This is a genomic window from Paenibacillus sp. FSL R5-0749 (assembly GCF_038595085.1).
GTDB lineage: Bacteria > Bacillota > Bacilli > Paenibacillales > Paenibacillaceae > Paenibacillus.
Genome location: NZ_CP152005.1, coordinates 4,498,199 through 4,514,780, shown reverse-complemented (window position 1 = coordinate 4,514,780; position 16,582 = coordinate 4,498,199). Strand labels below are relative to the sequence as shown.

General features: G+C 47.8%; 12 protein-coding genes. 10 read left to right on the top strand and 2 right to left on the bottom strand.

Features of this window, described 5'->3' with window-relative positions:
* Positions 1 to 812 precede the first annotated feature (812 nt).
* The 5 genes from MKY85_RS20100 (at position 813) to glsA (ending at position 6,514) form a co-directional block, all read left to right on the top strand.
* A complete protein-coding gene (locus MKY85_RS20100) occupies positions 813 to 2,465 on the top strand; it encodes a sensor histidine kinase (protein WP_339243138.1) in 1,653 nt (550 codons plus the stop codon).
* Between the two features lie 10 nt (positions 2,466 to 2,475).
* A complete protein-coding gene (locus MKY85_RS20095) occupies positions 2,476 to 3,270 on the top strand; it encodes a LytTR family DNA-binding domain-containing protein (RefSeq protein WP_339235658.1) in 795 nt (264 codons plus the stop codon).
* A gap of 180 nt (positions 3,271 to 3,450) precedes the next feature.
* On the top strand, positions 3,451 to 4,686 hold the full coding sequence (locus tag MKY85_RS20090) for an OFA family MFS transporter (RefSeq protein WP_342573435.1): 1,236 nt from the start codon (positions 3,451 to 3,453) through the stop codon (positions 4,684 to 4,686).
* A gap of 264 nt (positions 4,687 to 4,950) precedes the next feature.
* A complete protein-coding gene (locus MKY85_RS20085) occupies positions 4,951 to 5,433 on the top strand; it encodes a GNAT family N-acetyltransferase (RefSeq protein WP_342570620.1) in 483 nt (160 codons plus the stop codon).
* Between the two features lie 139 nt (positions 5,434 to 5,572).
* Complete coding sequence (glsA, locus tag MKY85_RS20080; protein ID WP_342570619.1) at positions 5,573 to 6,514, top strand: glutaminase A; 942 nt, start codon at positions 5,573 to 5,575, stop codon at positions 6,512 to 6,514.
* A gap of 210 nt (positions 6,515 to 6,724) precedes the next feature.
* On the opposite strand, the gene MKY85_RS20075 is transcribed toward glsA, so the two are convergent.
* Entirely contained in the window at positions 6,725 to 7,066 is a 342-nt protein-coding gene (locus MKY85_RS20075) for a YolD-like family protein (protein WP_339235650.1), read from the bottom strand.
* Positions 7,063 to 8,307: a DNA polymerase IV gene (locus MKY85_RS20070; RefSeq protein WP_339235648.1), complete on the bottom strand. Its 1,245-nt coding sequence runs from the start codon at positions 8,305 to 8,307 to the stop codon at positions 7,063 to 7,065. Before MKY85_RS20070 ends, MKY85_RS20075 begins: the two co-directional genes overlap by 4 nt.
* An 853-nt stretch (positions 8,308 to 9,160) precedes the next feature.
* On the opposite strand from MKY85_RS20070, the gene MKY85_RS20065 reads away from it, so the two are divergent.
* The 5 genes from MKY85_RS20065 to MKY85_RS20045 all read left to right on the top strand — a co-directional run bounded on the left by MKY85_RS20065 (position 9,161) and on the right by MKY85_RS20045 (position 16,582).
* Positions 9,161 to 11,386 carry a hypothetical protein gene (locus tag MKY85_RS20065; protein WP_342570618.1) on the top strand — a complete coding sequence of 742 codons (2,226 nt, stop codon included), beginning with the start codon at positions 9,161 to 9,163 and terminating at the stop codon, positions 11,384 to 11,386.
* A 26-nt stretch (positions 11,387 to 11,412) separates the two neighbouring features.
* Positions 11,413 to 12,621, top strand: a complete 1,209-nt coding sequence (locus tag MKY85_RS20060; RefSeq protein ID WP_342570617.1) for a HEAT repeat domain-containing protein — start codon at positions 11,413 to 11,415, stop codon at positions 12,619 to 12,621.
* Between the two features lie 22 nt (positions 12,622 to 12,643).
* Positions 12,644 to 14,044, top strand: coding sequence for a glycosyltransferase (locus MKY85_RS20055; protein WP_339235640.1), 1,401 nt, complete (start codon positions 12,644 to 12,646; stop codon positions 14,042 to 14,044).
* 286 nt (positions 14,045 to 14,330) lie between these two features.
* The gene (locus MKY85_RS20050; RefSeq protein ID WP_342570616.1) at positions 14,331 to 15,134 is read left to right on the top strand and encodes a response regulator; all 804 of its coding nucleotides are present in this window, start codon (positions 14,331 to 14,333) and stop codon (positions 15,132 to 15,134) included.
* A gap of 80 nt (positions 15,135 to 15,214) precedes the next feature.
* The gene (locus tag MKY85_RS20045; RefSeq protein ID WP_342570615.1) at positions 15,215 to 16,582 is read left to right on the top strand and encodes a nucleotide sugar dehydrogenase; all 1,368 of its coding nucleotides are present in this window, start codon (positions 15,215 to 15,217) and stop codon (positions 16,580 to 16,582) included.

Here is a 16,582-nt window from a genome sequence, read left to right as displayed (position 1 = left end):
TCCGGGGATAAAGGCGCACGCTTCGCTTCTTCAGATTGGTTCTGCACTCTCCGTTACTATGTAGCTGGAGTTCATTTTAGAAAAACCAAATTACATGAATGATTGTTTGGTAATTTAGGAAGGGGTGTTCCACTAGTCATGTATGACATGATGGAACACCCTTTTTTTGTGGTGGAGAGCAGTTGGGATGATGGAGGTTTTAGTTGGGCATTAAATGGAATGATTATGTAATTTTATCTGTTGCCCTCTTACTTTGATCAGGAAAAGAGCTGGAGATGATTAAAGTTATGATTAGAACTACAATGATAATGCTATTGGAAGGCAATTCTTTCAGGATATAGTCTTGCACAAGTAAGACCAGGATTGAAATAAATAAAATCATTTGCAGGACAAGTCTTGTTGAGCGATCAGGATCGTTCGATCGTCTGGAGACACCATACAGGATAAGCCATATTAGACTAAAAAGCAGAAGTGAACCTAGGAGTATAATGGCAAGCATGCTTGAACACCTTTCTGTAATTAATTTTTGACCAATTGGAATAACATGACAAGTCATTAATTATATCATAGGAATTTCTGGATTTGTTGATTTTATGGAAATATGAGGTGATGATTGATCTTCACATATTCCCTTTTTTGATTGTCACAGGATGTACTTTGCTTTCCTCCAGGGGGAGCGGTAAACTGTTGCATACAAGTTAGTTGTGTGAATCAGAGTTAATTTATAGATGTTGTGGCGGATTGGCATTACAATGAGACATGCCTTTTATTTTCAGACAGATGTGGAGGAAGTACGATTGGAGATGTTTACGATGCTGCTTGGTTTATTTGAACGGGCGGCGCTGTTGATTATATTTTTATTCTTTCTGTCGAGGGTGCCGAGGTTTAGGCAGATTCTGCAAAAGGGGAAATTAAGGTGGCAGGAGTCTATTGCGGTTACCTTGTTATTCTGTGCTTTTGCCATCTTCGGAACGTATACGGGCATTAATGTGGAAGGTTCACTGGTGAATGTCCGCATTATAGCGGTGCTATCGGGTGGTATTTTGTTCGGGGCGCCTGTGGGTATTATTACGGGGATTGTGTCAGGTGTACATCGGTATTTGATCGATATGGATGGTGTCACAGCTATACCTTGTCTAATCACGAGTATCCTGGCGGGTCTGGTATCCGGATATATACATAAGTACACGCCCAAGCCTAAGCGATGGATTATTGGTATTGGTGCAGGTATGATCTGTGAAGCGCTCACGATGTTACTGATCCTGCTATTTTCCTATCCCGATCCATTGGGTGCAGATATTGTTTCCAAGATTGCGCTGCCCATGATTCTGGGTGAAGTTAACATAGGGCTAATTGTGCTCCTGGTGCAGAGTGTTGAAGGGGAAAAGGAAATGATTGCAGCTCGTCAGGCGAAGCTCGCGCTGGAGATTGCCAACAAAACCTTGCCGTACTTCCGTTCCATTGACGAGGATTCTCTGCGCAAAATCTGCCGGATTATTCAGGAGGATATTCAGGCAGATGCCGTTGCGATTACGGATACCCGGAATGTACTGGCATATGTAGGATTTGGTGAGGAACGATATCATATTGGCAATGAAATTATAAGTGAGATGACCAAGAAGACGATATCTAGCGGGGAGATTACAATCAGTAATGATGTCATTGATGAGAAAACACCGGATATCCACTCGTTGTTAATCATTCCGCTTAAAGAACGAGGAGAAATTACAGGTGCGCTCAAAATATATTATCGCAAAGCCTATAAAATTACGTATCCTTTGCAAACGATGGCTGTAGGTCTGTCGCAGATCATCTCGACCCAGATGGAGGTATCGCGGGTAGAGGAGATCAAGGCTGCTGCCAACAAAGCGGAGCTGCGTGCATTACAGACAACCATTCACCCTCATTTTCTGTTTAATGCGCTAAATGCGATTGCTTCATCCATCCGAACCAAACCGGATCGTGCTAGGGAGCTGATTGTGAATCTATCTGGGTACATGCGGTACAATCTGGAACTGTCGGATGAGTTAATTGATATTCATAAGGAACTGGAGCAGGTTCGTAATTATGTAGAGATTGAGAAAGCGCGTTTTGGCAGCCGACTGAATGTAATCTATGAGATTGATGAGGTCGCGGTGCATATTCCGAGTCTTGTCATCCAGCCGCTCGTCGAAAATGCCATTATTCATGGCATTCTCAAGGTGAAAGGACCGGGTACTGTTCGAATTCGGGTACAGGATTATCCGGAGTTTGTTCGCATTAGTGTCAGCGATACAGGGGCAGGTATCAGTGCAGATATTATTGAACGGGTCTACCATGACCGTATGCCTGGTAACCAGATCGGGCTGTATAATGTGCATCGCCGGGTCAAGCTTATTTACGGACAAGGTGTAACCATTACCAGGCTGGAACAAGGAACCGATATTTTATTTGATGTGCCCAAAGGAGATGTCGTAACAAGGTGATGATGGATCAATGAGAGCTCTTATTGTGGAAGACGAGATTTTGGCAAGCGAGGAATTGAATTACTTAATCCAGGAACATAGCCAGATTGAGGTGGTGGATCGCCTTGAAGACGGGCTGGATGTACTGAAATTTTTGCAGGAACAAGAAGTGGATGTCATTTTCCTCGATATCAATATTCCCTCGCTGGATGGCATGATGCTGGCCCATCATATTGGGAAGTTTGCAACAAAACCCTATATTGTTTTTACTACGGCGTACAAGGAACATGCAGCAGAAGCCTTTGAGTTGGAGGCATTTGATTATATTTTGAAGCCTTATGACGAGAAGAGAATCGCTGCGATGCTCCATAAGCTGGAGATAGCATTCAAGCGCGATCATGCGCCAGTGGAGCAATATGTTGAGGATGAACCAGCCCCTATGGAAGATGGATCTGCCGCGCACGGTGAACTGGTACGAGATACGAATTCCCATACCAACAGAAGAATTAATCTGCTGCGGAATGACAATATTATTGTTACGGATACGGCAGATATCTACTATGCGGAAGCGCAAGAGAAAGTGACGAAGGTATATACCAAAAATGGGGAGTTTACCATGCCAGTGAGCATATCGGATTTTCACAGCCGTCTGCCACAGGATACGTTCTTTCGCTGCCACCGTTCGTACGTTGTAAATCTGTCGCAAATCCGTGAAATCGTACCTTGGTTCAATAATACGTACCTGCTTCGCCTGCGTGATCTGGAAGCTGAGGTACCCGTAAGTCGCGGGAAGGTCAAAGAGTTCAGGCAACTCATGCGCATCTAGAAGCATTTCATTCCGCATCTGATGCAACTCATGCTCAAAACGGTGTAATGAATCCCCTTTCATGTATGATTACCTTGTGAACGCATTCATGTATATGACATCGGCAAAGGGGAGATCACGATGAAAGCAGCTATTTCATCCGCTTCATCAGCACCTAAATCAACATCTGCACCTACAAATATGAACCGCTGGCTTATTGTTTTGGGGACTATCATTGTACAAATGGGTCTTGGAACCATCTATACGTGGAGTTTATTCAATCAACCGCTGTCTGATCGTTTCGGATGGGACGTCAGCTCGGTCGCGATAACTTTTTCAATTACCAGTTTTGCTTTGGCATTTGCCACATTGTTTGCAGGGCGGTTGCAGGAACGGTGGGGACTTCAGCGCCTGATCCGTGTGGCCGGGGTTGTGCTTGGGCTGGGTCTTATTCTAAGTTCCCAAGTCTCTTCATTAACTCTGCTGTATATTTTGGCTGGATTTGTCGTTGGTTTTGCAGATGGTACGGCGTACATTACGTCGTTGTCCAATCTGATCAAATGGTTCCCGGAACGTAAAGGTCTGATCTCGGGGATCTCAGTCGGCGCCTTCGGTACCGGTAGTTTATTGTTCAAATATGTGAACTCGGCATTGATCGGGGCCGTTGGTCCTGCTCAGGCATTTATGTACTGGGGCATTATTGTTCTGGTTCTGGTGGTTGCCGGATCATTCCTGATCCGTGAGGCGGTTGTTCGTGAACAGGCTCCGGCAAGCAAGAATGGCCCGAAACAAGTGGTGGCGCGTCAGGAATACACGGTGAAAGAGATGCTACGTACAAAAGAAGCGTACATGTTGTTCGTTATTTTCTTCACGGCGTGTATGAGCGGTCTTTATCTGATCGGTATTGTCAAAGACATCGGTGTACAGCTTGCAGGTCTAGATGTAGCTACAGCTGCCAACGCAGTGGCCATGGTTGCGATCTTTAACACGGCAGGACGTATTATTCTCGGTGCGCTGTCGGACAAAGTAGGACGAATGAAAGTCATCGCTGGTGCACTGCTGGTGACAGCTGTAGCTGTCATGACACTTAGTCTGGTTCCATTGACCTTCGGGATCTTCTTCGCCTGTGTGGCGGCCGTTGCATTCTGCTTCGGCGGTAACATTACGGTATTCCCGGCGATTGTGGCTGATTACTTCGGACTGAAAAATCAGAGCAAAAACTATGGCGTGATCTATCAGGGCTTTGGATTTGGTGCTTTGGCAGGATCATTCATCAGCGCCCTGTTGGGCGGGTTTCATCTAACCTTCATCGTGATTGCCGTACTCTGTGCAGTCTCCCTGTTGCTCGCACTGATCATTACCCCTCCAGGTCAAGGTCGTCGTGCAAGTCAACGTGAAAAACAGATGAACCTTAAGCCTTCATCACGGGCAAGCTAATAGCACGCATTGGAAGCACCGAACAGAGAATATTTCTTCATCTTAAAAAGCAAATTAAAAACAAAGTATACAAAGCGGTCTCCAGATGAGGCCGCTTTTTGGTATCTACTGTTGCCAAATTGCTGGTCAGACTGTTGGCCTTTTGGACCATCCGGCTGCCTGCAAGTGGGGGGCCTTGTGTGCATTCCATCATTCGCTTCTGTTATACTCTAGGTGAATTCAACAACACCAAGACCAAGTTATGTACCCCAGAGGAGGCATATCATGAAATTCATTAAATACACACAACCTGATTTTGACGATTATTACGCATTGGTTTCCAATACGGAAGTGATGAAACAGATTACAGAACGGGCAATACCGGAGCAAGAGGCGAGAACGCAATTCAAATCCATGCTGGAGTTTAATGAACGTTCCACATGTGGACATTACCGAGTATTCAGTGAAGAAGGTGCGGGAGTAGCCTATGCCAAACTGATTCCAGATCAGAAAGACCCGAATCGGGCCGAAATAGGTTATATGATTCTGCCCGAACATTGGGGCAAAGGCCAAGGCACATCCATTGCGTCACGGTTGATTATCCAGGCACAGGCCGCAGGGATTGGATCGCTCTATGCTGTTATCGATCCGTCTAACGTCGCTTCCCGCCAGATTTTAACCAGACAGAACTTTGTATCCACCTGGACAGGCGATTATGATGGTCTTCCTGGTGAGATTTTGGAGTTAGATCTTCAAATGAAGCGGTAAAGTAACTGTTCTGCGGGTAATCAGACATATGAGGCATCTTGCATGGGATGGATGGAGCTCATTGCTCATTAATGATATGGGCGCTCACCATGCACATTTCATGCAAGAGGTACATATAGAGATGTGGAGGAGATGACATATGAGCAATACAATCATGGAGCGTCTGAATGATTTACTGCCGGAGTGGCTGGAGACCAGTCGGTTGCACACAGGGCAAGGTAAAGTCGCTTCTTATATCCCGGAGCTTGTCAAAGCTTCTCAGGATGAGCTGGGTATACATATCATGGACGCCGAAGGCAATCATGTGTCGGCAGGGGATTGCGGTGTGCCATTTACGATGCAAAGTATCTCCAAAGTCTTCACCTTAATTCTGGCCTTAATGGATCATGGAGAAGAAGCAGTCTTCTTTAATGTAGGAAAAGAACCTACAGGCGATGATTACGACTCGATGATCAAGCTTGAACTGGTTGAACCCGGAATTCCGTTCAATCCGTTGATCAATGCCGGCGCGATTACGGTGTCCTCCCTCATTGGAGGAGATTGCAAAGAGGAGAAATCACGGCGCATCCTGGAGTTCTTCCGTAGGCTCGCGCATAATGATCAGTTGGGTTATAACGAGGATGTATTCAAGTCCGAGTCGGAGAGTGGTCACCTGAATCGTTCACTGGCATATTTCTTGAAGCATAATGGTGTGATCAAGGATGACGTGGAAGATGTACTTGCCGTGTATTTCCGTCATTGTTCCATTGAAGTGACCTGTGCGGACTTGGCACGCATGGCGCTGGTTCTGGCTTACGATGGAACCGATCCGATTACGGGTGAAGAACTCATCCCTCGTCGGTATGTACAGATTGCGAAAACCTTCATGACGACCTGTGGGATGTATAATGCGTCAGGTGAATTCGCTATTGAAGTCGGTTTGCCCGCCAAAAGTGGGGTTTCCGGAGGGATTCTGACTCTGGTACCGGGACAGTTCGGCATTGGAGTGATTGGACCCGCTCTGAATCGCAAAGGTAACAGCCTTGCAGGCGTGCATCTGCTTGAGCGTCTGTCCAAGGAATTCGACTGGAGCTTTTTCTAAAAAGTTTTAAAAAAAAGCCATACCCTTATAAGTAGCCGATGAATCACGTATCCGATATTTTACTTCTTTTGAACGAAGTAAATGGCCTGGGTATGTTTCGTCGGCTGCTTTTGGTATTCATCAGGATGTGTAGGAAGACAGTCCTGAATGTAACGACTAAGGTGCACCTATCATGGAGAATCCACAACACTGGGGTAGGTATAAACGCCCTCAGTCATTGGCTTGGGCCACATTTGTAATGAGGTTCATCTGAATATCCCGGGACCCATCTTCCATCCGTAGTCTGAGGGTACGGGCAGGACGGTCCAGCCGAAGCACCTGTCCCGTGTAACGGATATCGTCATGTTCGTGAAACAACGTAATGGTGACTCTATCTCCAAGCATCATCGAGTTGCTGAGCAGACGGGACATTTCTTCCGCGGCCTGGGCATCCAGAGATGGGCGGGTACGAGGAGCAAGTTGTTCCTGATGAAGAATGTAGGCTTCCCGGTGTTCGGGGAGCATCATGCGTGAGGATTCGAAGATACCGTTTTGCTGCAGTTTTTTACTCATTTATAATGACCTCCAATTTTATGAGAACGTTCATGGGCTTGCGCGGACGAGCAGAGGGAGGATGCCCGCATAATGGCAGTATCTCCGTACCTGCGCTTGATATCATCTGTCGCACGTTCCAGTTCTCTTTTGCGTTCACGGTCATCGAACCAGGACAGCTGAACTTCAGAATCGGGTACAAGTCCGGTCAGTGACACGCTGATGCGGCGGATGGGTAGTCCGTCCCAATGGCGCAGGAACAGCGCTGCTGCCGCATCGTATACTTCGTCCGTAATGTTGGTGGGTTCATTGACCTTCATCTGACGGGAGAATCCGGTTGGTCGATCATAATCCTGTCCGCGACATGCAACCGAGACCACATGGCCCATAAGTGATTTGTCCCGGGAACGTCGACTGACGAGTTCGGCCAGTTCAAGCAGGACCACTTTGATATCTTCCCACGAGTCATAGTCCCGGGGCAGCGTCATCTGATGTCCAATTCCCTGCTGCTGATTAGCATATGTCCCGGGTTTGACCGGGGAATCATCCATACCGCGGGCGATACGCCATAGTACCTCGCCATTCACACCCCAACGTTCTCTGAGTCGGGACAGTGGGGTCTGGGCCAGATCACCGATCGTATGGACCCCCATCTTGTAGAGATGCTGCGCCATGCGGGAACCGACCATGAACATGTCTCGTACAGGCTTCTTCCAGATGGTTGTTGGCAGGTCTTTGCGGGGCAGCGTGCAGATGCCTCCTGGGACTTTTTTGGCATACAAGTCACAGGCCATCTTGCTAACGACCTTGGTATCACTGATGCCGATCCGAATGTATACACCCGTCTCCTCCATCACCCTGGATTGTATGCTGCGAGCAATCGTCTCGGGACTGCCGAACAGTTCCAGACTTCCGGTTACATCGAGAAACTGTTCATCAATACTATAGGGTTCTACCAGATCGGTGTAAGACTGAAGGATGCGTGTAATATGAAGGGACACCCGAATGTACTCAGCCATCCGAGGGCGGACAACCACGACATCCGGACATTTGGCGAGTGCTTCGCCTAGTCGTTCTGCTGTCGTAATTCCATAGGACTTGGCGAGTGGACAGGCTGCGAGAATAATACCCGAGCGACGGGCCGGGTCTCCCGCGACTACGAGGGGGAGGTCCTTGTATTCGGGATGTGCAGACTTCTCCACACTGGCGTAGAATGACTGGCAGTCAGCCAGCATGATGACACGTCTGTCTTGGCGGGACATAAGACTTCTCTCCTTATTCGTGATGCGGTACTCTGTTCACCATGGATTATCTTCATTTGAATATCGTTATTTAACATTTAATTTACAGTTTGGAACAAGTGTTCTTGTTTTATAAGCATATCTGACAATTTAAAATGCGGCAACCGGAATTATTTTGCAAATTGGACACAATTGCCCTAAGACCATATTAGAGTCAGAAATTAGGAAATAAGATGTGCTTTTTTACATTTAATGTGAGAGATCCGTGACTTGAGGGTGATGACCGGGCGTTCATTTCGCTTTTTGTAAAAGGGTTATAAATGGGTACAGTCCTATAGAGGGGGACTGATGTCCTTTTTTGGTTTTCTGCACTTTTCAGAAAACCTTGATGTGACGCGGAATATCGCTGATGCGTTATCAGACTATAGTATCAATTTTGTAATCTTTATGGTTAATACTGTAAAAACGTCCGCAACTTTAAAATATAACTCGCGTTTAATGGTGTATGCGTTCTAACGGCAAACGTTGCCTGTACCCGCGTTGCACATAACAATAAAGGTTCCAGAATTGCAAGATCAGCACGGTATCCAAACCATGCGATTCAAGCAGGTATTAGTGTTCGGGAATCAGATGTACCCTGAAGGCTTTCGGGTACCCGTTGATGGCGCTTTTTACGAATCATGGGCAGAATGTTCCATTTCATGTTTGCTTCCATCAGCCTAGTTACAAATGCAGAGTCTTAGCGCTATAGTGAGAACTACACCGCTGACATCTCTACCAAGCGGACATCCGAAGCGGAATGATTCGTAAACTTCATGTTGGACCATTCGATGTTGAAGCAGGATGATATTAGAGAGGTGAGCAATCTAACGACATGAGCAGACAAAGACGAAGACGCTGGTTATTAACGGTGTTGACAGGCGCAGTGGTGGTGACCGGCGGGATATTTGCCGGATGGCACTATATGCAACCCAAGCTTGTTACGTACACAGCGGAGAACGGCACGGAAATGAAATTCAAGACCGATGGAGACCGGTTCATGGAATACGGGCCGGATGGAACGTGGAGGGAGATGTTCGTCAAAGGTGTCAATCTGGGCGCAACATCACCGGGGCATTACCCGGGAGAATTTCCGCTGACCAAAGAGGATTATTTGCGGTGGTTCCAACAGATCGAGGATCTGGGAGCCAATGTTATTCGGGTATACACGGTTCACGAACCGATTTTCTACACCGCATTGGTCGAATATAACCGTGGACGGGAGCAACCGTTATATTTTATACAGGGCATATGGTCACCTGAGGAAGAGTTGATTGAGAAACAGGATGCCTACGCCGCCCATATTGAGCAGACGTTCAAGCAGGAGATTGAAAAAGCCGTATCTGCTGTCTATGGCGATGCGGACATTCCGGCCAAGCAGGGAGAGTCCAGCGGCAAATACAAGACAAATGCAGGGAAATATCTGATGGCCTGGCATGTGGGTACGGAATGGGACCCGGCGATGGTAGACAATACAAACGAGAAACATGCGGACGTGCCGCAGTACAAGGGAGTTCATTTCTCGGCTACGCCAGAAGCATCACCGTTTGAGAACTGGCTCGCAGAGCTGCTGGATCATACGGCGGTACTGGAGAAGCAGTATGGATGGGAGCATCCGATGACCTTCACCAACTGGGTAACGACCGATGTGCTGGATCATCCCGGCGAGCCGCTGTATGAAGAGGATCTCGTCAGTGTGGATGCCCGGCATATTCAGCCTGAGGGGTGGCAGGGAGGTTATTTTGCAGCCTACCATGTGTACCCGTATTACCCGGATCTGTTCCATATTGATAAAACGCTCCAAACCATCAAGGATGAGAATGGCGAGTACAACACGTACAAAAGTTATCTGCGCAAACTCAAAGCCGAGTTTTCCGATATGCCTGTAATGGTTACAGAGTATGGCGTACCTTCTTCTCTTGGTATTTCCCATCTGGGTATGGGAGGCCGGAATCAGGGTGGACATAACGAAGTAGAGCAGGGAGATATTGACGCGTCACTGACGCAGGATATCTATGATGAGGGATATTCGGGAGCCATTGTGTTCATGTGGCAGGATGAATGGTTCAAAAAAACATGGAACACGATGCCACTGGAAATTCCTGCTGATCGACGTGCATATTGGTTGAACGTGCTGACAAACGAGAAGATGTTTGGTCTGCTTGCCATGGACCCGGGTAAACAGGAACAGTTGACCATCGACGGATCACTGGATGACTGGGATGATCTGAAGGATGAAGAAGTTACGACCTGGCAGGGCCAAGTGGACGGCATCCAAGAAATGAAGATGACCCATGATGAAGCTTATCTGTATATTGGGCTGACCTTGGATCAACCTTTTGACCCGGATCAGACGGTGCTGCGAATCGGGACTGATACACTTGCTGGAGGCAGTCAGCCTGACAAGTTACTCCCGGGCCGAACGCTCAGTGATGGTCTTGAGACGGTGATTACACTGGGGCAGGATGAAGAATCTCAGGTGGAGATTGCCAAGGATTATGACTTCAATCAGCGTCTGTACGGCAAGGAAGGATACGACATGCTGCCAGATCAGCAGGCAGACTCATCAGATCCGTTCCACCCATGGAATCTGGCAGTCAGCCTCAGGATGACACCGCCGGATACCCGATCTGCTCATCCATTCATGAATGAAAAGGTCGGAACTTTGAAACGGGGAACGACAGCTCCCGGTCAGTCCGACACGGATTCATTAACGGCATGGCAGTATAACGGCAATCAGGTGGAGATGCGAATTCCCTGGATGTTACTTGGGTTCGGTGATCCGAGTTCGCTGCAAGCGATCGACTATGGACCGCTCAAGAATGGACGTGAGTTCTCCACAGTTGCTGTGGAAGGTGTCACTCTCATTCCATGGTTAACGGACCGCGCCACGAAGAAAGTATCTTGGCCTGGGGGTGAACAGACAACCCTGGATCTGAAGACTTTGCCGGTATATAGCTGGCAGCCTTGGGAGCAGGTGCAGTATAGTGAACGGCTGAAGCTTAGCTACGAAAAAATGAAGAAGAGCTACGATAAAATTCCTAGTTTTCAGATCGAATAAATGAGTATAAAGGAGGACCTTTTCACATGTTTCCAAGTTTGGCTTTGGCCTATCTGTTTTTGTACATCTGTATCGCACTTGTTGTTGTAGGCGTCATCGTATTGTTTGCCATGAAAATGTCCCACAACGGCAAACGACGCAAGACGGCGTTCTATGAATTAAAACAGCGCGACTACTTCACTTATCTGCAAACGGCTTTAACCGAGAATAGCCCGCTGAGATTGCCACCAGGCAAGCTGGCCCCGCTGGAGCGCAGAGTTATTCAGGATAGGCTGATTGAATGGATCGACCAGTTCAAGGGTGAATATCGGGACAAATTAATTGCACTATGCCGTGAAGCAGGATTTGTAGAGCATGATCTGAAGGAATTAGGCCGTCTGCGTTACGGTCGCCAGATTGATGCGGCTTATCGCTTGGGTGGCATGCGTTGTCCAGAAGCTGTTCCCGGCTTGATGGAATTGCTGAAGGATGAGAAGCCGGGGCCGATGGCCATTATGATTGGTCGCTCCATCGCAAGATGTACAACCCGGCAAGGGGAACTAAAAGACATGCTGGCGTTGCTGTTGAACAAAGGCAAATCCATTCACCATCTTGCAGCAGATATTCTGCTTGAAACCAGTCTGGATACCAGCAGAATTCTAATTGAATTGCTGGAAGATCGGAATCCGGATTTTGTCAAAGTCGGACTCGTTGCGATGTGGGGACAGGCTGTGCCTGAAGTAATGCCTGCACTGGACAGACTTGTAGGAGCCGAACATCAGGATGTACGTGCCGAGGCGGTGAAGCTGTATCTTAGCGCAAGTCCGGCCCTGCGGGATGAGACGATTCTGAAGCTGATTCAGGACACTGACCCGGAAGTTCGTGCCGAAGTGGTGCAAGCGCTCGGTTCGAAGCATGCATCGGGTAGCATTCCACTGCTGCGCAAAGCGCTGCGGGATGAAGACTGGAGAGTTCGTTATAACAGTGCGGAGAGTCTAAGTAAGCTTGGCGAACCGGGATTTGAAGCGCTGTGTCAGGCTGCGGTACAAGGAACAGGTGCTGAACGCGAGATTGCGATGCAGCAGATCGAGAGTACCATGCAGCATACGAGAACCGATGACAGAGCTGTAGAGCAGATGATTGCTCATAACAAAAAAAGACTGCTGTACGATCGTTATTTTGGGCCTGTACGGGAGAACAGAACCAGCAAGAAACGCACAGGTGTCGCTACGGTAGGAGGGGATTACACTGCTTAGGGATCTATTATTAATCTACGGCATGGTCGCAATCTACTATGTTGTTTTCGTCAATACGCTCTATTTTTCCATCCTGGCCTTATCGTTCCGTAACATCTGGACGATCTTCCGCCGGTCGCATTATTCCAAATATAATACGTTGTCAGGATCGGAACTGGTGCCTTCGGTTTCTCTGCTGGTACCGGCATACAACGAGGAACTGACGATTATTGAAAATGTGAACTGTCTGATGACGCTGAATTATCCAACGTATGAAGTAATCGTCGTTAATGACGGTTCCAGTGATGCCACACTGAAGATTTTGCTGGATGAATACCGCCTGAAGCCGGTACCCAATACGAAGATTCGGGGCAAGATCGCCTGTCAGAAAATTCGCGGGATTTACCATAATCCGGAGTTTCCTGATCTGTATGTCATTGACAAGGAAAATGGCGGAAAGGCGGATTCCCTCAATGCAGGAATCAACTTATCTCATTATCCGCTGATCTCTTCCATTGACGCCGATTCATTGCTGGAGAAGGATGCTCTGATCCGTATGGCACGCATGTATATGGAGAATCCGGAAGAGACAGTAGCCATCGGGGGAGATGTACGGATCGCCAATGGCTGCAAAATCGAAAACGGGGCAGTGCAAGATGTATCACTGCCGCGCAAAATCTGGCCCATGTTCCAGTCGATTGAATATCTCAAAGCCTTCCTGGGCGGACGGATTGGCTGGAGTCATATGAACGGTCTGATCATTGTCTCCGGTGCTTTCGGCATGTTCCGTAAGGATGCTGTAATTGCCGTAGGTGGGTATCGGGATGGTTATCCCGGGGAAGACATGAACATCATTATCAAGCTGCACCGTTATATGCTGGAAAATAAATTGAAGTACCGGGTTGCCTTCTGTCCTGAGGCTGTTTGCTGGACACAAGCCCCCGATTCCTACCGGATCTTGTCCAGTCAGCGCAAGCGCTGGGGCCGTGGGAACCTGAAGAACATGCTCGAGAATCGCGGTATGTTGTTCAATCCGAAATATAAGGTTATGGGTATGGTGACCATGCCGTATAACGTTATTTTTGAAGCGTTAAACCCGTATTTCCGGATTACCGGACTGCTGGCTCTCGCCGGATATGTGCTTCTGGATATGACGCAGTGGCCGATCCTGCTCTTGTTCGGACTGTTGAACTTCGTGAGTGGTTATCTGCTGAGTGTAGGCGCACTTGTCCTGGAGGAGATTGCTTTCAAGCGATACAACAAACTCTCCGATCTGGTCAAAATGCTGGTCTACTCCGCGCTGAAATTCGTGGGTTACCATCAGCTGGGCGTACTGTGGAGATTGCAGGGACATGTGCAGTTCCTGCAAAACAACAACTCATGGGGGACCATGACACGTCAAAGCTGGTCCGAGGATGAGAAGAAAACAAGCGAAGCCGCTTAATTACAGAGATCATGGTAATACAGTAACAGCAATATAGATGTTCAACTATATATTTACACGATAACAGAGAGGACAGAAATAACCTGATGAAGCGAAGCGTGCGCCTAAAAGCTTTCTGAAAGAAAGCTGCATCGAAAGCATACGCTATCCCCGGATTTCCCCTTGTTAAAAGGAATCAAAAAATCTGGGGATAACAGCGATCAAAAGGTTGTTCTGTCATTGGAGTGTCAGTGTAAATAACATTTTGAACATGTATAGATAATCGAGGAGAAGGGTGGAAAAGAACATGCCAAATACGGCGACATTGCAGCGTGAGGCTGCCGTTAATGTGTACCGAAGTGTAGAACAGGGATTAAAGGAAACGGGTGCCGAAACATGCGGCTTAATGTTCATCCATTGTGCAGGACACGCTCAACCTGAGCAGCAGGTCAGGACACATCTGGAACAGACGAGCGAGTCTGCCTTCCAGGTGTGGAAGGATGGGGCGACACAGGCGATTGCCGTCCTGCTGCCGGGGTTGTCACTGGATGAGGTTCACTATAAAGGACTTCGGATCAAGCATGAGCTTCAAGAGACCGTACCTGGTGCCGATCCACAGATCACACTGGCCAGTTTTGCAGAGGGTGAGCGTCCTTCGAAAGCAACCATTCAGCATATGGCTGAATCCTCGAAGCTCGTAGATTCGTCGGAGATTCATATCTACACGCTAGACAATACAGCGGACGAGCCGGAACGCATTTTGATTGTGGACAACGATCCTACGGTACGGGAATTCCTGCAGTTGCGTTTGAAAATGCAGGGATACGAAACCTATGAGGCTGTAGATGGACTGGCTGCACTGGACTTGATCGAGAAAGTGACACCGGACTTGGTACTCACCGAACTGAATCTGTATGGCATCGACGGTCTGCCGTTCATTCATCATATTCAGAATCTGGAGATGGAGCAACCGCCCAAAATTGTCGTGTTGACCGAGCAACGTGTTGAGCAAACGATCAGTCAATGCTTCCGCAGCGGGGTCGATGATTACATGACCAAACCGTTCTCGCCCGTAGAGCTGGATGCCCGAATCAGACGCTGCCTGCATTAGAAGATAAAAAAGAGCAACAGACAACCATCTATTTACATGGATTTGAAGCACCATCAAATACACTACCCGGAGGGAATATCATGGAGAATCAACAATTCCACACATTACTGAATGCGATTGAAAATAAAGAAGCTGTACTCGGCGTTGTCGGGCTCGGTTACGTAGGACTTCCACTTGCCGTGGAAATGGTCAATCAAGGTTTCACGGTAATCGGAATTGATCTGGATGCGTCCAAAGTAGAGAGTATCTATCAAGGGGATTCCTATATTCACGATATTTCGTCCGATGAGTTGAAAAAAGTCATGCAAAGCGGTCGCTTCCAGCCAACGACAGATTACAGCATGCTGCGCGTCATTGACGCACTCAGCATCTGTGTACCGACACCGCTCAGTGAGAATCAGGACCCGGATACATCTTACATCGAGACGGTTGTAGATCAGATCAAACTGCATATGAAACAAGGCATGCTGATTACGTTGGAGAGCACCACGTATCCAGGTACCACCGAGGAACTGATCCAGGATGAGTTGGATAAAATTGGACATGAAGCAGGCAAAGACTACTTCCTGTGCTTCTCGCCTGAGCGTGTAGACCCGTCCAACGGACGTTTTACAACATTCAATACACCGAAAGTGATCGGGGGCACAACCGAAGCTTGCCTGAAACTTGGAACGGCACTGTATGGCAAGTATGTAGAGACCGTAGTACCGGTATCTTCGCCAAAAGTGGCTGAAATGTCCAAACTGCTGGAGAACACATTCCGCAGTGTAAACATTGCCTTTGTGAATGAAATGGCGATGATGTGCGACCGCATGGGCATCGATATCTGGGAAGTAATTGATGCGGCAGCAACGAAACCATTTGGTTTCATGCCATTTTATCCAGGCCCAGGGATCGGTGGACACTGCATCCCGCTTGACCCGATGTACCTGTCGTGGAAAGCCAAAGGTTTCCGTTTCTATAGCAAATTCATAGAACTGGCGCAATCGACCAATGACAACATGCCATATTATGTGTTGAACAAAACGTCAACGATTCTGAACGAATACGCGAAATCTGTACGTAAATCCAATATCTTGCTGCTCGGTATGTCATACAAACCGAATATTGCCGACCTGCGTGAATCACCAGGACTGGAAGTATATGAACTGTTCAAGGAAAGTGGAGCCAACGTAAGCTACTATGATCCACACGCGGATTCCTTTAAGGACAAGCATGGGGAGACGGTACACAGCGAAGCGTTCAATCTGGAACAGTTCAAGAAATACGATTGCATCGTGTTGATCACCAACCACAGCGATTTGCCTTACTTCGATATTGCCGAGATGGGTGTGCCGATTCTGGATACACGTAATGCATTCCGTTCGTACACACATCCGCACATCTACAAAATTGGTCACTCGGTTCAGCATCCTGTGTTTGAACCAAGTGAAGCGTTGCTCGTCTGA